General features: G+C 49.8%; 17 protein-coding genes. 6 read left to right on the forward strand and 11 right to left on the reverse strand.

Features of this window, described 5'->3' with window-relative positions:
- Window positions 1-45: 45 nt before the first annotated feature.
- The 3 genes from BUB30_RS02755 to msrA all read left to right on the forward strand — a co-directional run bounded on the left by BUB30_RS02755 (window position 46) and on the right by msrA (window position 3,600).
- Window positions 46-1,404 carry an MFS transporter gene (locus tag BUB30_RS02755; RefSeq protein WP_245804025.1) on the forward strand — a complete coding sequence of 453 codons (1,359 nt, stop codon included), beginning with the start codon at window positions 46-48 and terminating at the stop codon, window positions 1,402-1,404.
- A 147-nt stretch (window positions 1,405-1,551) separates the two neighbouring features.
- Window positions 1,552-2,688: a hypothetical protein gene (locus BUB30_RS02760; protein WP_073130858.1), complete on the forward strand. Its 1,137-nt coding sequence runs from the start codon at window positions 1,552-1,554 to the stop codon at window positions 2,686-2,688.
- Window positions 2,689-3,039: 351 nt separating this feature from the next.
- Window positions 3,040-3,600: a peptide-methionine (S)-S-oxide reductase MsrA gene (msrA, locus tag BUB30_RS02765; protein WP_073134677.1), complete on the forward strand. Its 561-nt coding sequence runs from the start codon at window positions 3,040-3,042 to the stop codon at window positions 3,598-3,600.
- A gap of 197 nt (window positions 3,601-3,797) precedes the next feature.
- On the opposite strand, the gene BUB30_RS02770 is transcribed toward msrA, so the two are convergent.
- The 3 genes from BUB30_RS02770 to BUB30_RS02780 all read right to left on the reverse strand — a co-directional run bounded on the left by BUB30_RS02770 (window position 3,798) and on the right by BUB30_RS02780 (window position 6,442).
- On the reverse strand, window positions 3,798-4,334 hold the full coding sequence (locus BUB30_RS02770; protein ID WP_073130860.1) for a hypothetical protein: 537 nt from the start codon (window positions 4,332-4,334) through the stop codon (window positions 3,798-3,800).
- 45 nt (window positions 4,335-4,379) lie between these two features.
- Entirely contained in the window at window positions 4,380-4,931 is a 552-nt protein-coding gene (locus tag BUB30_RS02775; protein WP_073130862.1) for an RNA polymerase sigma factor, read from the reverse strand.
- A gap of 77 nt (window positions 4,932-5,008) precedes the next feature.
- Complete coding sequence (locus tag BUB30_RS02780) at window positions 5,009-6,442, reverse strand: CCA tRNA nucleotidyltransferase (RefSeq protein WP_073130864.1); 1,434 nt, start codon at window positions 6,440-6,442, stop codon at window positions 5,009-5,011.
- 408 nt (window positions 6,443-6,850) lie between these two features.
- Here BUB30_RS02780 and BUB30_RS02790 point away from each other — a divergent pair, with 408 nt between their 5' ends.
- Genes BUB30_RS02790 through BUB30_RS02800 form a run of 3 tightly spaced genes read left to right on the forward strand, consistent with a single transcriptional unit; the run spans window position 6,851 to window position 8,146 of the window.
- A complete protein-coding gene (locus tag BUB30_RS02790) occupies window positions 6,851-7,171 on the forward strand; it encodes an ArsR/SmtB family transcription factor (protein WP_073130869.1) in 321 nt (106 codons plus the stop codon).
- A complete protein-coding gene (locus tag BUB30_RS02795) occupies window positions 7,168-7,665 on the forward strand; it encodes an SRPBCC family protein (protein WP_073130871.1) in 498 nt (165 codons plus the stop codon). Before BUB30_RS02790 ends, BUB30_RS02795 begins: the two co-directional genes overlap by 4 nt.
- Before the next feature lie 49 nt (window positions 7,666-7,714).
- A complete protein-coding gene (locus BUB30_RS02800; RefSeq protein ID WP_073130873.1) occupies window positions 7,715-8,146 on the forward strand; it encodes a VOC family protein in 432 nt (143 codons plus the stop codon).
- A gap of 120 nt (window positions 8,147-8,266) precedes the next feature.
- Here the strand turns inward: BUB30_RS02800 and BUB30_RS02805 are convergent, their stop codons facing one another.
- The 8 genes from BUB30_RS02805 to BUB30_RS02830 all read right to left on the reverse strand — a co-directional run bounded on the left by BUB30_RS02805 (window position 8,267) and on the right by BUB30_RS02830 (window position 17,282).
- Complete coding sequence (locus BUB30_RS02805) at window positions 8,267-8,767, reverse strand: DUF2199 domain-containing protein (protein ID WP_073130874.1); 501 nt, start codon at window positions 8,765-8,767, stop codon at window positions 8,267-8,269.
- 242 nt (window positions 8,768-9,009) lie between these two features.
- Window positions 9,010-9,459, reverse strand: coding sequence for a hypothetical protein (locus tag BUB30_RS02810; RefSeq protein WP_073130876.1), 450 nt, complete (start codon window positions 9,457-9,459; stop codon window positions 9,010-9,012).
- A gap of 112 nt (window positions 9,460-9,571) precedes the next feature.
- On the reverse strand, window positions 9,572-11,974 hold the full coding sequence (locus tag BUB30_RS02815; protein WP_073130880.1) for a bifunctional YncE family protein/alkaline phosphatase family protein: 2,403 nt from the start codon (window positions 11,972-11,974) through the stop codon (window positions 9,572-9,574).
- 697 nt (window positions 11,975-12,671) lie between these two features.
- Window positions 12,672-15,059: an ABC transporter permease gene (locus BUB30_RS02820; RefSeq protein ID WP_073130881.1), complete on the reverse strand. Its 2,388-nt coding sequence runs from the start codon at window positions 15,057-15,059 to the stop codon at window positions 12,672-12,674.
- Window positions 15,060-15,364: 305 nt separating this feature from the next.
- Window positions 15,365-15,565 (reverse strand): YrhB domain-containing protein, encoded by a 201-nt coding sequence (locus BUB30_RS35915; protein WP_394333991.1) that lies wholly within the window; start codon window positions 15,563-15,565, stop codon window positions 15,365-15,367.
- Complete coding sequence (locus BUB30_RS35745) at window positions 15,543-15,674, reverse strand: hypothetical protein (protein WP_262485783.1); 132 nt, start codon at window positions 15,672-15,674, stop codon at window positions 15,543-15,545. Before BUB30_RS35745 ends, BUB30_RS35915 begins: the two co-directional genes overlap by 23 nt.
- An 82-nt stretch (window positions 15,675-15,756) precedes the next feature.
- Window positions 15,757-16,089 carry a hypothetical protein gene (locus tag BUB30_RS02825; RefSeq protein ID WP_073130883.1) on the reverse strand — a complete coding sequence of 111 codons (333 nt, stop codon included), beginning with the start codon at window positions 16,087-16,089 and terminating at the stop codon, window positions 15,757-15,759.
- A gap of 167 nt (window positions 16,090-16,256) precedes the next feature.
- Window positions 16,257-17,282: a PorP/SprF family type IX secretion system membrane protein gene (locus BUB30_RS02830; protein WP_073130885.1), complete on the reverse strand. Its 1,026-nt coding sequence runs from the start codon at window positions 17,280-17,282 to the stop codon at window positions 16,257-16,259.
- Between the last annotated feature and the right edge of the window lie 74 nt (window positions 17,283-17,356).

The following is a 17,356-nucleotide window of genomic DNA, read 5'->3' on the forward strand; positions in this document are numbered from 1 at the left end:
GCTCACTTTTAACGAATCACCATTCGCCACTGAGCAACCTTAACCGTGCAAACCGCCACTGCTACCCTAACGGAAAAACCCCGCCTCACCCGCGCGCAAATCTGGAACATGAGCTTCGGATTTTTTGGCATCCAGTTCGGGTTTGCACTTCAAAACGGAAATGCGTCGCGTATCCTGGGGATCTTTGGTGCAGAGGTGGAACACTTGTCCTGGTTTTGGCTGGCCGCCCCGCTCACGGGCATGATCATTCAGCCCATCATCGGCCACTACAGCGATCACACCTGGACAAGGTTGGGAAGACGCCGGCCATACTTCCTGGTGGGCGCCCTGTTGGCCTCCTGTGCTTTGATCTTTATGCCAAACGCCAACTGGCTCGTGAGCCTGCTGCCACCCCTCTATGTGGGCGCCGGCATCCTCATGATCATGGACGCTTCCTTTAACGTAGCTATGGAGCCGTTCCGCGCCTTGGTGGCCGACCTGTTGCCCTCGGATCAGCGGACGCTGGGCTTTTCCGTTCAGACCTGTCTCATTGGCTTAGGTGCCGTGATCGGCTCGTGGTTGCCCTACGTTTTTGCCGAGTTCTTTCACGTGACAAAAACCGCCAGCGCTCCGGGCGAAGTGCCCTTTAATCTTACGCTTTCATTTTATGTCGGCGCCGCCGTTTTTCTGATCGCCATTTTGTGGACCGTCATCACCACGAAGGAATATCCATCGGATGACCACACTAAATACTACGAAAACAAGACCGGTCACAAGGGACTCAGCCAGATCATCAGCGACTTTGCAGACATGCCAAAGACCATGAGGCAGCTTGGCCTGGTCCAGTTCTTTTCGTGGTCGGCGCTGTTTTCCATGTGGGTCTTCACCACGTCGGCCGTCTCTACGCACGTCTACGGGTTGGCGGGTGGCGACAATACCTCGCCTGCGTCACAAGATGCGGGCAATTGGGTGAGCGGACTTTTTGGGATCTACAATGGGGTGTCGGCGCTGTATGCGTTGGTGCTGCCGTATGTTGCTTTTAAACTTGGCCGTAAAACCGCTTATGCGCTATCGCTGTGTGCCGGCGGGATTGGACTCATCTCGATCTATTTCGTGTCCGACCCCGTGATGCTGATCTTTCCTATGATCGGCGTGGGCATTGCGTGGGCTAGCATCCTGGCGATGCCCTATGCCATCCTGGCCGGGGCGCTGCCTTCGCATAAAATGGGCATCTATATGGGCGTGTTCAATTTCTTCATCACCTGTCCTCAGATCGTCACCAGCCTGGCGGGCGGTCCGCTGGTAAAATACGTCTATCATTCACAGGCCATCTACAGCATTGTGATGGCGGGGGTATTCCTGTTTATTGCCGCCTTTTGCGTCCGGTTCGTGGACGACAGGGATGATGTGATCCAGTCGGCCTGAAATCCTTAAAATGGGGATGAGTTGGACACATGTAACTTTTTCTAACAGAAGCACCTACCTAAACCCGGTTTGACGGTCCATCGTCATTTACTTTTCGCCGTATACTGTTTAACTTTCGACACTCAAATACAACACACGATCACCCCCATGAAACCAGGACGCCTACTCATCCTCTTTTCCATTATCCTTCTAGCATGCAGTTCCGGTAAACAGGCCTATGAGCGTGGCGACTACTACGGCGCGGTCATGAAGGCCGTGCAGCGCTTGCGGCAAAACCCCGATCATTCGAAGTCACTGGAAACGCTGAAGAATGCCTATCCCCTCGCGGTGGAATATTTCGAGACCGAAGCCAACAACCAGATTGCTTCCAACTCGGCCTTCAAGTGGAAAAATGCCATTCAGTCTTACGACCAGGTCAACAATTTGTACGAGGCTGTGCGGCAATGTCCGGGTTGTAAGAAGGCGGTGCCCAATCCCAAAAACCACTATGCCGAGATCGGCCCGCTAAAAGAAAAGGCCGCGGATGAAAGCTACAATGCCGGCATCGAAGCCCTGATGAAAGGCGAACGCAACGAAGCCAAAAAAGCCTACTTCAATTTTTCGGATGCACAAGCATTTGTGCCCGGCTACAAAGACGTGGTCGAATACCTGGACAAGGCCATGTTTGAAGCCACGCTGAAGGTGATCATCGAACAAATTCCCGTGCCGGCGCGCTATAACCTGAGCGGCGGTTTCTTCCAGGACAAAGTGGAAGAATTTCTGCACAACAATTACACCCAACAAAGCTTCATAAAATTCTATACCCCCGAAGAAGCGAAAGTTGCCCAGCTTCCTTATGCCGACCAGATCATCCGCATCCAGTTCGATGACTTTTCAGTAGGCAATACGTTGATGAAGGAAAAAGAAGAGACCGTGAGCCGCGACAGCGTGAAGGTGGGCGAGACCAAAGTGAACGGCAAAATGGTTCCCGTCTACAACACCGTGAAAGCAAAGCTCACCACCTATCGCAAAGAGCTTAGCTCCAACGGCTTGCTGAGCATGATCGTGGTCGACGCCAAAACCAACGGTGTGCTCACACACCGCAAGTTCCCCGGCGAATATGTGTGGGTGAGCCAGTGGGCACGCTTCAACGGCGACGAACGCGCCCTGAGTGACGAACAACTGCGCATCTGCCGGCAGAAGGAACTCCAACCTCCGGGCCCGCAAGACCTGTTCCTGGAGTTCACCAAACCGATCTACAATCAACTGATCCCGTCTGTGAGGAACTTTTACCAAAGCTATTGATCGCAGCGGAGACGAAATATGAATGTGTTAGCCCGGCCGTTACGACCGGGCTTCTTTTTTGACTACGCCTTTCGGCGGATAAGGAAATGCGGCTTGGGGCGGATGTTTGAACGCGGGATTACCCCCTTTGGCAACCCCGTTTGGGTTATGCGTGAACGGGCAGCGGTCTTTTAATCGAGGGAAATGTAGCCTGCCCGACACTTCGGGAGAACCGGGTAAACTATTTTATTCGTATCTAGGTTAAGTAAACAAATCCTATAAAATATGCGATCCATTTTCATTTCACTGGCCTTTGTAGCCTTGTTCGCAGGGGTTTCTTGTGGTCAAAAAAACAAAAACGCTAAGAAGACAATGACAAATCCTATCCAAACAGAGGGCCTGGAGCTTGCCACTTTCGGCACAGGCTGTTTCTGGTGTACCGAAGCTATTTTCCAAAACGTAGAAGGTGTCGAAAAAGTTGAATCCGGTTATTCGGGGGGCAAGGTGAAGAACCCGACCTATAAAGAAGTGTGCAGCGGCCTGACCGGTCACGCCGAAGTGATCCAACTTACCTACGACCCGAAAAAGGTGAGCTACGACGAGTTGCTGGAAGTCTTTTGGAAGACACACGACCCGACCACCCTAAACCGTCAGGGCAACGACGAGGGACCCCAGTATCGCTCGGTGATCTTCTATCACAACGATGAACAAAAGCGATTGGCAGAATCTTATAAGGCAAAACTTATCCAGGAGCAAATATACGATCGGCCTATCGTCACAGAGATCACGCCTTTCAGTGTGTTCTACAAAGCCGAAGACTATCACCAGAACTACTACAACCTGAATGGTAACGCTCCCTACTGCTCGTATGTTATCACACCCAAGGTTGAAAAGTTTAAGAAGGTGTTTAAAGACAAATTGAAAAAAGAATAAATTTTTTTCCGATCCGTGAAACCTACAGCCATGAGTAGCGTTAGTATTCTTGAGTAGAGTAATTCTTCTCATAGGTTTAGGTTTAGGTAACAAAAAAGCCCAGAGACGCTGGGCTTTTTTGCATTTATACCGTTGTGTAAATTCCTTCTTAAATTTTCCTTAAAGCGAAAGTTTAGTCAACCACAGAATATTTCCTTCTATACGGATTCTTCCTTCTTTTCTTTCTTATCCTTATACGATTCGTCTTCTTTCTTTTCCAGCGCGTGCAACTGCTGGTTCAAGAGATCGATGCGGATGAGGAGATTGAGCACGAGCGCGTCTTTCACCTTCTGGCTGGGGTGGGCTTTCATCTCTTCCTTCAACACACTATACATCGCCTCGAGCTGTTGAAAATCTTGTGTGAACCCGTTCAGCCCTTCATTCTTTTGAAACTCGTCGATGAGCTGTACTTTTTCAGAGATCAGGTTGAAGTAGAAACGCTCGACATCCCTGAATTCGTTGGCCGCCACTTCGGAGACCGCGGGCTTAGCGGTTGTTTTCTGGTATAACAGGTAGCCCGACAGCGCCATGAACACCACGGCCGCGGCGCGCCAGAGCATGAGCGAGTTCCAAACTGTCGTTCGTGGACCTTGCTGCGTGGCGGCATGGATGTTTTTCCACACCCGTTCAGACGGCTCCTTGTCGTCGAAGGCAGCGCGGTTCCGGTGTACAAAATCTTCCAATTGATCTTTCATATGCGTGCTCGTTTTCGTTCTCGTGTCCGTCCCCAATGTCGGGGGTTATCTCAGGTGAACCTGGGTTAATAATTGTCTTAACTTACTTTTCGCGCGGTTGAGCTGCGACTTTGAAGTCGACTCCGTGATGCCCATGATCTCGGCGATCTCCTGGTGGTCGTAGCCTTCCAACAAATATAGCGAGAGCACGGATCGGTAGCCATCGGGCAGTTGCTCAATGCTCCGTTTCACCCGGTCAACCGTGAGTTCGTTCCCATAGTCGGCGGGTGACTCCTCCTCGGCGACATCCCACTGTTCGTCGTCGGGGATGGCCTCGTGCTTCTTCTTGTGCAGCGCGTTGATGGCCTTGTTCACCACGATGCGTTTCAGCCAGGCGCCAAACGTGGCGTCGCCGCGATAGCTGTCGAGGTTGCGGAAGGCATTGATGAAAGCCTCCTGGAGCACGTCCTCGGCCTCCTCCTCGCTTCGTGTGATGCGGTAGCCAACATTGTACATGGCCTTGGCATACAGCTTATAAAGGCTATGCTGCGCCACGCTGTCGCCCGCCTTGCAACGCTCGATCAGGTCGTGGTGAATGTTTACTCCCGGTTGGTCCAAAACAAAAGACGGTCTTTTAGTTTTCTAAAGACCAAGGTAAAGAGAAATGGTTGCATGGAAGGCCAGAAAACGGGTGGTTATTCCGGATTGGGTAAGGGATCTGCGTTTCTCACCAGCCCCTTTTCGGCGGCGATCCGGTGCAGCAGGGTCAGGGCTTCCTCCTTGTCGTTGCGGATGTCGCCCTCCAGGATGGCCTCCTTGATCTGCTCCTTGATGTCGCCGATGATGCGGCCGGGGGGCAGGTTATACATGGCCATGATCATGTCGCCGGTCACAGGAGGTTGGAAATTGCGGATGTTGTCTTTCTGCTCCACCTCGGCGATCTTCTGCTCCACGAGGTCGAAGTTCTTCAGGAACCTCCCCACCTTTTCCATGTTCTTGGAGGTGATGTCGGCCCGGCACAGGGTCATCAGCGCGTCGATGTCGTTACCCGCGTCGAAGAGCAGACGTCGGATGGCGCTGTCGGTCACCTCCTTGGCCAGCGGGATGGGCCGCAGGTGGAGACGCACGAGGTTCTGGACAAACAGCATGTGCTCGTTCATGGGCAGCTTGAGGCGTTTGAAGATGCCCGGGGTCATGCGGGCGCCGCGGTCTTCGTGCCCGTGAAAGGTCCAGCCGTGGTCCTTGTCATAGCGTTTGGTGGCCGGCTTGGCGATGTCGTGCAGGATGGCCGCCCAACGCAGCCAGAGGTCGTTGGATTCTTTGGCGACGTTGTCCAGCACCTGTAGGGTGTGAAAGAAATTGTCTTTGTGGGCGCGGTTTCCCACGTACTCCACGCCGTGAAGCGCTACGAGTTCGGGGAAGAACTGGTTGAGCAATCCACTGTGAAAGAGCAGCTTGAAGCCATATGAGGGTATCGGGCTCAGAATGATCTTGTTAAGTTCGTCCGTGATGCGCTCCTGCGACACGATCTTGAGGCGGGCCGCCTGGGTGGTGAGGGCCTGGAAGGTGTCGGCCTCGATGTCATAGTTCAATTGGGAGGCAAAGCGGATGGCGCGCATCATGCGGAGCGGGTCGTCGGAGAAGGTGATCTCCGGGTCGAGCGGGGTGCGGATGCTTTTTTTGCGCATATCTTCCTGGCCGCCGAAGGGGTCGATGAGCTCGCCAAAATTGCGCTGGTTCAGGCTCACGGCCAGGGCGTTCATGGTGAAGTCGCGGCGCTTCTGATCGTCGTCGAGAGTGCCGTCTTCCACGATGGGTTTGCGGGATTCGGCGCGGTAGGATTCCTTGCGGGCACCTACAAACTCCAGGTCCATGTTGTCGAACCGGATCTGGGCGGTGCCAAAGTTTTTATAGATGGCCACGTGCACATCCGGGCCAAGCGCCTTGGCTACTTCCTGGGCCAGGGCGATGCCGCTGCCGATGCAGACGAAGTCGATGTCCTTGCTGGGTCGCTTCAGGATTAGGTCGCGGACATAGCCCCCCACCACGTAAGTATCCAGACCTAACCGGTCGGCTACAGCGCCGATGCGGCGGAAGACGGGGTGATCAAGGGAGGTGGCCAGGTTCATTGTCGAAGAAATGTTTTGGTCAAAGTTAGGGAACGGTGGGTAATAGTCAGCGTGGTGGGACGATCGGTGCGGAATTCTTTTTAGCTGGTTGGTTGAAAGGTGTGGGAACGCGATACGGGTTCGATTCCTGTGCAGACTCATAATCTTATAGGGTTGATTTTGAGTGCTTTTTATATTCCAGCTCCGTCTCATTAATCATTTGGATTTAAATTGTTTGCGGAGTTCAAGCTCCGCCAGGGTTTCATACTTTACCGTTATTCCGGTGCGGGATTAAAGGCGGATCGCTGCATTTTGATCACCAGCGTCGACAAATTTCACACCCCTCCCTATATTTTTTTCTTTAAAAAAATTGTGAAGCCGTTCGGCTTCACATATATTTGCAGCCGAACGGCTTCATAATTACAATTCATGAGACGCGATATTTTTCAAGCCATTGCAGACCCCACCCGGCGAGCCATCCTTGTCCTGGTCGCCGTGCAGGCCATGACTCCCAATGCCATTGCGGAGCATTTTGACATCAAAAGGCAATCCATATCCAAACACTTGCGCATCCTATCCGAATGCGACCTCTTGGTTCCAAGGCAAGAAGGCAGGGAGATCTTCTACGAACTGAAAATCGATAAAATGAAAGAGATCGATACCTGGCTTGACCAGTTCCGGAAGATCATGGAAGAAAGTTTCAAACGACTCGATGACGTATTGTACACCATTAAAAACAAGAAACCATGAACCTGCTATTTGATTTTACCTTCGACAAAGCCGCGAAAACGGTATTCATAACGAGAGAATTTGATGCTGACCTATCGCTGGTATGGGATGCTTTTACCAAAGCGGAAATCCTTGACCAATGGGTAGCACCGAAACCTTGGATATCAAAAACAAAATTTATGGACTTCAAGGTGGGTGGGCGAAGATTTTATGCGATGGTAAGCCCCGAAGGACAAGAGCGTTGGGCCATTCAGAAATACATTTCCATTAGCCCAAAAACCAATTTCAAAATGTTCAATGCTTTTGCAGACAAAGATGAAAACCCTGAATTACCGGGTTCTGAATGGGATTACACGTTTAGCGAACAGAACGGAAAGACAATCGTGCGTATTACTATTTATAATGAATCTCTTGCCCGTATGGAGAAGATGATTGAAATGGGCTTCACCGAAGGATATAAAATGTCAATGCTCAATTTGGAAAATCTGTTGGCAACTTTATCAAAGCAACGGTAATCATGTTCATTGGAATAAGAAATAAAAAACCACTTAAAAATTAAAAACTATGGCACTTATCAATCCTCACATTAACTTCAACGGAAATGCTGAAGAAGCATTTACCTTTTACAAATCAGTATTTGGTGGAGAGTTTGCAAAGGTCGTCCGTTTCAAAGACCTCGCAAGCTCTGAATTCAGGGTTGCGAAAAAAGAAGAAAATAAAATTATGCACATTGCTTTGCCTATCGGCAAAAGTAATATGTTGATGGCAAATGATGTTCCTGAAAGTATGGGAAAAACAAACGAAAATGAGAACAGAAGTAAAATTGTAATCAGTGCAGAAAGTAAAGAAGAAGCAGACAAATTATTTAATGGGCTTTCAGTAGGAGGACAAATAGAAGGGCCTATTGGTGATAGTCCGTGGGGCTCGTATTTTGGTTGTTTTAGAGACAAATACGGTATTGAATGGATTGTGGAATTTGACCAAAATTATAATTGACAAAGGCATGGTGGCCATAGTAATGACTTGTGGCCGCTATCTTTGTTGGTGAAGAACACCAACAAAGGCGGGGTATCGGCGTGGCTTTGCCGGGGAGAAATCTCAAGGGTTGTTTTACTACTAATTCTTAAAATGATAGTGATAAATATCTATCAGGTCGCTCTCATCAAGTTTATTGGATTGAATCTTCATCAATCTTTTGTCCATTGTGAAATAGAACTCTGGTCGAGTTTCATTCCCCGTTAAAACAATTTTGACATCCTTGTCCAGGGTGTCTTTATAAAATGCGATCTCATTTGCCAGATATCCTTTTAGTCCGGTCAGGTGACTTTGATCTTCTAAATCCCAATTGTCATAAATTACTTTATAAGTTTCCTCATTCACTCTTATCCAAACTCCCCAGCAGTATTTTTTTTTATGGTCCACGGTTGTCACGAAAGGCAAAAGGCCTCTTAAATAGTAAGCGCTGCCATCAATAATGCAAATTTCATCATTCGTTTTAACGCGATGCGATCTTTCGTCTTCGGAAATATCAAAATACTTTTTAGGATATTTGAAAACAACCTCAACTGCATCCCAGTCGTGGTATTGTCCACATTTATGACATTTAACTTTCTTCATAAGCAACTATAGACAAACCGCAGTTATTGCGCGTTTTTTCTTTCATTTAATACCATATGCGCCGAAGTATTTTCTAACGTTTTCTTTGTCGTATTTGTCTGCTCCTCGCCAATGCAGAACAAATGTCCAGTCGTGTGTCCCAGGTTCTTTGCGGTCATGACTTAAAGGTTTTATGATGTCTGCACAACCCAAAATCCCCATAATTGCGTGTCTCTCGTTCTTTGAACCTTTAAATACATCTTTTAACCGGTCACGCAATTTACTAGGCGTCTCGCCCGTTTCTGAATGGCCAAACCGTTCCAGTGTCTAACTCCACCCCATTTGATTCTTTCAAAGTTTAGCACATTAAGGTCTTCATTCACCCCATATCCATAGTGATAGTCAATACTATTTTCCTCTTTTAATAGTCTATTTGCATTGGCATAACTAGCCAGTCCGGAGCGCCAATCAAGCCGCTTATTTGTCAAACCACAAAGAAAAGCGTCCGTGATTTTTTTAAATGAAATACTTTTAACAATTTCCTCAAGCCTTGTAACAAGTTCTGATTTTGAAATTGTCAACGGGTCAAACATCAGGCCTTTCTCTTTTGCATATTCAAGGTCTGCCTTTTCTGTTTTCCAGTTTCCGCCACTTATCCAGCCAGCGGATGTCCAGTAAGTTTTAAATAGTATATCTTTTGCTTTTTTGTCCACGGTCTGTCGTTCTAAAATGCCTATAACGTTTGGTAAGACACTAATGTCTTATATCCCCATTATATATTCAAGTAACGGCCGCACAACTTTGTTGATGGCGCCAGGATCGCAGTCAATCGTCATCGCCGTCTGCCAGCGGGATGACAAATGCGGCCCGCTTGGGACCCGGGAATGGGGTCTCCCCTTTCAACCCATGCCAAAGTACCTGGTTGAATTCGATGTCGTTGTTTGAGTCTTCTTTGGCGAAGGAAAATTGTTCGGACTTTTTCTGCCATTGGTTGATGGCTACGTTCTTCTCATCCAAACTTACTTTGGGCATAATAGCGTGGAAAGAAGAGGGAGCAGGATTCGAATTGAAACAAGACCACATCGGGGTGGCGGCGGCATCGTATTGGGTCATGGGCTCCATGCCCAGGAGCAATTCCATTGTCCTTAGCATGGATGCCGTTGTATAGAGCGTGTGATCGACCACGTTTCTTTTGATATAGCCTCCCGCAATGTAGGCCGTGCTGCGGTGGGCGTCTACGTGATCGGCGCCGTTTTGTGCATCATCTTCCACGATAAAGACAACCGTCTCGTTCCAGATGGGGCTTTGTGCGAGCGTCTCTATGAACATGCCCACGGCAAGGTCGTTGTCGGCCACGTGGGCATACGGCGAGGGCCGGCCCAGGCGGACGCCTTCGGTGTGGTCGTTTCCAAAACGCACAGTGTTGAACTGTGGAAGTTTGTTGTTGTTCAGCAATGACAAGAAATCTTTTTTCCAGACGTAGAATCGTGATGTGTCGCGGATTTCCAGACTATAGCTGGGATAGGTTGGGCAGTTGTGGCCGGCCAGTATGGGGATCGTGGGGCGTTCGTGTTCCATGAACTCGCCATAGGTTCGGTACGAGATCCCGTAGCGCGAACAGTTGTTCCAGATAAATCCGTTTTTGTTGTTGGCGATCTCGCGCTCGCCTTCGCCGCCATAGGTTCCACCGCGCCCGCTGTAGCTGGAGGGCCACGTCTTTTCGAGATAGTCGGTGGCATAGGCACCCATGCTCCAGCTGTGTCCGTCGGCACTGACCTCGGCGTTGACATAAAAATTGTCGAGGAGCACGAAAGACTCTACCAGGGCATGTTGGTTGGGGGTGTATTTTCTTCCGAATAGCAACAGCGTTGTGTCGCCATTCCCTCCTTTCACATCGGCCAGCACCTGGTCGTAGGTCCGGTTTTCCTTAATCACATAAAAGACATACTTGACGGGCGATTCTTTGCCGGTTTTGATGGGCGCCGGCAGGTTGACCGTGTCGCGCCGGTATTGCGAATACGGTGAATTGCTATAGACTTTACCGGTGTATTCTTGCAATATTTTCGCGGAAGGGATATCAATGATGCTCATCGTGCCCTTTAACAACGAGCCGATGTACTGCACATCGCTTCCCTCCTTCGTGATGCCACCGTGGTGAATCACATCTTCTTTCTTTCGCACGGGCGACGGACCAAACGGATTGGCTTTCGACTCGAACCCTTTGCCATTGGAAACCCATAATTTTTTATTGACCAACCTCACACAGGTTGGATACCATCCCGTTGGAATAAAACCCATCGCCGAACTTCTCCCGGGCTTCGACACATCGAACACGGCAAGACAATTGTTGTCGGCGTTGGCGATGTAGAGCTTTTTTTCGGAGGGGTCATAGGCCAGGCTGTTGGTGGTGGATCCGCTGGGAGAATCCGGGAAGAGCGCGGCGTCGAGGGTTTCGATCACTTTTTTGGATTTGTTGTCGATCACCGAAACGCTGTTGTCGTTGGCGTTGCAGACATACAGATACTTGCCATCCGGGGTGAGTAAAAGTTCGTTGGGGTTGTCGCCTACCGTGATGGGATTCTTCCAGATGTTTTTTTCAAGGTCCAGCGTGAGGAGCTTGTCGCATCCCCAGCAGGAGATGTAGAGTTCTTTTTTGTCGCGGCTTAGTTTGCAGGCGTAGGCCTCTGCTCCCAGCCCGAGTATGTTCAGGATCTTTTTTGTTTTCAGGTCGATCACATATAATTTTTGATCTTCCCGGGTCACAACATAAAGGCGTTGTCTTTTATCGTCCACTTCGATGCCTGCCGGGCCGATTTTCTCGGGCCAGGGTTTGCCAAGTTTCAGCGTGTCGGTTAGTATGAGCTTGTCTTTTTGCAAGGCGAATTGGAGGATCAGGTTGTCGTGGCCTCCGGAAGCAAAGAGATATTTTTCGTCGGCAGAGAAGGCCAGACCATACCAGGATCTTGATACCACTACCGAATCGATCTTCTTTTGTTTTTGCAGGTCGATGAGTTCAATGCTTTGAATGCCCTGACCGTTGTTGGTCACGGCTAGATATTTTGATGATGGGCTGACCACCATGTTCAAAGGCAAATCGCCGAGCGGAAAGGATGTTCCGGCTGGGGTGAGTTTCCAGCCATTGGGTAAGAGTACGGGTTTGGGGAGTGGTTGCGCGAGTAGGGTTTGCGCGGTGATATAGAGTGTTATGAAGAGAAACGACCGTGTCATGGCTTCACAAGTAGGTTGTTGTAAAAGTAATCTAAAAACACGGTATGGGTTGTGATTTTTACTTTATCGGTGTTTTACTATTCTGTTAGCGTTGGGATTGGGATTAATATGATGGTGTATCGTGGTGGTGGTGAACGCGGCGACTGGCAGGCGTTAGCAGTGACCCGGGCCGCTGAAACTTGTTGGTGGGACACCAACAAGCGTGGTCGCGGACGTTTGTAGCTCGGGTAAGGATTTAGGGTGTTGTTGTCGATGGGTGGGAATTGTTGATGTGGCGTGGGGGTATGATGATCATAGTAATACCTTGTGGCAGCTATCCTTGTTGGTGAAGAACACCAACAAGGGCGGCGGTAATCTAAAAACACGGTATGGGTTGTGATTTTTACTTTATCGGTGTTTTACTATTCTGTTAGCGTTGGGATTAATGTGGTGATGGTGTATCGTGGTGGTGAACGCGGCGACTGGTGGGTATTGGTAGTGAGTCTGGCCGCTGAAACTTGTTGGTGGGGACACCAACAAGCGTGGTCGCGGACCTTAGTAACTCGAGTAAGGATTTAGAGTGTTGTTGTCGATGGCTGGAGATTGTTGATGTGGCGTGCTGGAATGCATGGTCATAGCAATGACTTGTTGCAGCTGTCCTTGTTGGTGAAGAACACCAACAAGGGCGGCGGCGCGGCGGGCGGACGGGTGGTTGTGCCTATTCGTTTCTTAGTGCCTTGGTCGGATTTGAGTTGGCGGCTTTGAAGGATAGGTAGCTGATGGTGAGCCAGGCGAGGGTCAGGACGGATAGGCCGGCGACAAGGAAATTGACGGGGCCGATGGTGACCTTGTCGGTGAAGTTGTCTAGCCAGCGCGTGATCAGGTACCAGGTGATGGGGATGGCGACGACGAAAGACAGGAGAATCAAGCCGACAAATTCTTTGGAGATGATGAGGATGATGTTGCCCAGGGTGGCGCCCAGTACTTTGCGGATGCCGATCTCTTTTACTCTGCGCTCGACGGAGAATGAGGTCAGGCCCAGGAGGCCGAGGCAGCCTACAGCGATGGCCAGGCCGGCGAAGATGCCGGCGACCTGTCCGAGTTGGGCGTCGGCTTTGTAGAGGCGGTCGTAGTCATCGTCTAGGAAGGAATAGCGGTAGGGTAAATTGTTGGTGAGGTCCTTCCATTTGATGCCGATCGACTTGATGGTGGCCTGCATATTGTCTGACTTGATCTTTAACGAGAGCGTGGAATAGGCCCATTTGTTTTCTTGCATGATCAACGGTGCCACCTTGTGATGTAGCGACTGGTAATGGTAGTCCTTCACCACGCCAATGATCGTACCTTGCTTTCCGTTTTGATCGACCTTCTTTCCGAGGGCCTGTTCGGGTTTCCAGCCGAAATCTTTTACGGCCGTTTCGTTGATGATGAACGCGGTCGTGTCGTCGGCACGGGAGCCCTTTATGAAATTGCGACCGGCGATGATCTCAATGCCGTAGGCGGGAAGAAAATCGCTGTCAATGAAATTGGTGTTGATGTTGGAGGGCGATAACTTGCCATCTTCCATCTCGATGGTGGCATAGAGATTATTGGAGGGCTCGCCCGGCACGGTGCTGCACGCCGCCGCCGACAACACCCCCGGCACTTTCAGCAACTCTCCTTTCACGGTTTCCCAACGGTCTACCATCGAACGGTCGCCATTGTTGCGAATTAACAAGGTTGCTTCTTTTACAAAACCCAGGTCGCGGCTCCGCAGCAGGTCGAGTTGCTCGAATACGATCAGCGTGCCGGCGAGCAGCACAATGGAAATAACAAACTGGACGGACACCAGCATCTTCCGGAGTCCGTTGTGACCGAAGATAGATTGTGGCGCGCCACGGAAGATCTGCAGCGGCTGAAAGCCCGAGATCACCAACGCCGGATACACACCGGAGAGCAACCCCAGCACAATCGCGATCACCCAAAACCCACCCCACGTGGTCAACGAGCCTGGAAACAGACTGAAAACCAAAGGTGTTTCGACCAACGTATTGAATACCGGTAAAACAAGGGCGGCGAGAACGAAGCCAAAGGCGGTTGCCAGGAAGCTCACAATGATCGATTCGCCGAGGAACTGATAGACCAGCGCACGGCGTTGCGCGCCAAGCACCTTGCGAAGTCCAACTTCTTTCAACCGCCGCGAGGCACGTGCCGTGGCGAGGTTGATGTAGTTGAAACAGGCGATCAACAGGATAAAGCCCGCAATGATTGACAACGTGTAAATATTATTCTGACTTCCACGTTTTCCATTTTCCCACGACCGCGGCGTTTCCAAATAAATCGACGTCAGCGGCTGCAAGGGAAGGTCCTCGTAATACATGCCGCCTTTCTCCATGTTCCGAGTGATGAAGTCGGGCATTTTTGCCCTGAGCTTTTCCACCTGCCCCTCTCCTTCTTTGAGCAACAGGTAAGTATGAAAGCCGTTCCAGAACCACATATTATTTATGGGCTGATTCACCTGGTCGCTCCAGGTTCGGAAAGAGACCAACATATTGAACCGGATGTGTGAGTTTTCGGGAACATCCGCGACCAGGCCAGTGACTTTATATTCCTCCCCGTTCATGTTCAATGTTTTGCCCACGGGAGGCTCGTCACCGAAATATTTCTTCGCTGTGGACGTCGTCAACACGATGCTGTAAGGTTCGGTGAGCGCTTTTTTGGGGTTGCCCTCCAGCAGCGGAAAGGAGAAAATATCAAATACCGTTGAATCCGAGAGCAGGCAACCCTCTTCAAAGACCGACACGTCGCCCTTACGCACCAGGAAGCTCCAATCCTGCATCCGGACAAACTTATCCACTTCCGGCATCTGGCTGGCCAACGCAGGGCCCATCGGGGGCGAACTGGTGGACTGGAATAGCATCTCATTCTCCGTCCGCAGGTTTTCGACGATCCGGAAGATGCGATCAGCCTTTTGGTTGAACCTGTCGTAGCTCAGCTCGTGACGCACGTAGAGGGCAATCAGCACAAAGGAGGCGATGCCAATAGCCAGGCCGAGGATGTTGATGATGGAGAAGCCCTTATTCTTAAGCAGGCTTCTGAAGGCGGTTTTTAGGTAGTTGCGCAGCATAGAGAGGGTACTTTGAGAGTTGGAGAAAGTTACAAAGCATTTCCAGTAATTTCGAGGGGGTGGAAATGGGTTGATTTTGATCATCCAGTGGTAGGATGATGGACAGATGGAAATAGTTGAGATGAATCGTCTAATTCAGGGAGGCTACTATTGGGCACATTTGGAGGAGTATGCTGAGGGTCTTCCCTACCCTGAGCTAGTCAGTTTTGACAGCCAATCGAGCCGCTGTTTTTCGGCAGCCTTTTGACGCTCCAGCTTTGCCGTTAGCAACTCTGTGCCTTTAAAGCCGGCAGGGAACTTGAGGGTTAATTAATATCCACTTCAGTTAATGAATTATTATCCCTTTTATATCTTTCAATATAGTATTCTATACTATGGGCTGTACCGGTAATAAATATCTTACCAGAATATTTATCAACAATTAGCGGTGAATTTCCTGATAATTGATAAGCTGGGTCTTTGTCAATTAAAAATTCTTTTGAATTATAGAAAAAAAACCCATCCAAATTCTTCTTCTCTGATCAGATCCTCAATTAAAATCAAAGAATAGTCATCATTGCGACCACTATCTAAATATCCTGAAACAATTTTCTTTGCTGCTTCTAATGAGATCATTTTCTTAATTGAAATTTAATTTGTAGGCAAGAATGAAAAGGAAACTATTCTTCTTTGGCCAGATTTTGAAACCATCTCCCCTTTAGGCGCTAGCAGAAACGGAGGCGATTTCTATTGCTTCGTTCAAAACGGAAAAAAAATCCGATTCATTTCTGGCAGATTTTGAAAAAATGGGGGTCTCCCAACGTTGATTTTTGATCACGAAAATTTTGAATCCTGCATTTCCGTCAGACTCACTTCCAGGATACCAGCCAACGTCAAGAACATGGGTATCCGTCCCGTGTAAGTAAATTACTTGGACTAAGTCCTCATTAAGCTCCCAAATTTGCTCATGCATGGGTTTTGAGAAATCAATATCAAAAGTATTATAGTCTACTATCCCCTGCTTGAAATTTACATTGCTGAGCGCGTTCATCCGTTTCGCTGTTTGGGAAAAAGTTAAGAAATCATCCGGTCGGTATTTTTATATCGCCAATGCCTCGGCGATTGCGAGTAAGGTATGTGGATACTACTCAAACGCGCAATGAATCCCTGAACTCGGGGGCTAACAACAGGCGGATAGCCTCAGAGACAGCTAGCCTTCTAATTCCAGAACCCTTCCTTACTATTAAACGTCGGACAAGGAATCAGCTTATACTTCTTCTTCACACTCTTATTCGAAGGCTTCGAATTGAACTCATACACAATGGAGATTTCGTGTGCACCACCAGAGGCGGTTTGCATTTCGGAGATGGTGAAGTCGTAGCTGTAGCCGATGGTGAGGCTCTTGAAGTACAGGCCAAGATAGAGGATGAGGGCATCTTGAGTGATACTGTTGATCACCGTTTTTTGGAATGGCTTGCCGCGGTACCAGACGCCGACGGAGATGGGGTCTACGTGGTAGTTCAGGCCGAGGTCGAGTTGGGTGAAGGTGTTGCCCTGCATGCGGTAGATGAAGGACGGCGTAAGGTAAGAGGCGCGGCCACGGTTGCTCAGGCCGCCACTGAGGTCGAGACGGATGCCGCCGTGGATGGCGGTTTTCATGCCGAGGCGGCTCACGTCGTTGAGGACGGACAAGTTGGGCCGGTTCATGTGTGCGAAAGAAGCGCCGAGCCAGAGACTCTTTGAATAGAGCAGGAAGCCGGAGCCGAAGTCAAAATAACTTTGGCGGCCCAGTTTGTTCACGTCGGGGTCCAGGGAGATTCCGTCGTATTCCAGACCGTCGCCGAGGCGGAGTTTGGAGCGGTCGAGGCCGTTGGTGCCGTAGCCGAAGGAGAGGCCGGGTGAGAAGACGATCTTTTCGGTGAGTTTGATCTTGTAGGAATACAATAGGCTAGCCGTTGTGGTGCGCCAGCCGGCGGAACCCATTTTGTCGGTGGTGACGAGCAGGCCAAAGCCGCTGCGGAGTTCGTTAACAAAAATGTCGTACGAGAAAGCGGAGGTCTGGAAAGCCTGGGGCAGGCTGGGCCATTGGATCCGGTGGTTCAGCACGATGCGTTGCTGGGGTGTGATGCCGGTGAAGCCGGGGTTAAGATAAAGCGGTGCCTGGTAGTATTGCGAAAATTGCGGATCCTGTGCCGACGCCGCGAGCCCTATAAAGACAAAAGCGATGAGTAAAAGTTTTTTCATTCCCGGTTAATCAAAATTCCTCGTTACAAAATTTCAAAATCAAAAAATGTATACCCTGGGATCGCTTTGCATCC

The organism is Chryseolinea serpens (genome assembly GCF_900129725.1).
GTDB classification, from domain to species: Bacteria; Bacteroidota; Bacteroidia; order Cytophagales; family Cyclobacteriaceae; genus Chryseolinea; species Chryseolinea serpens.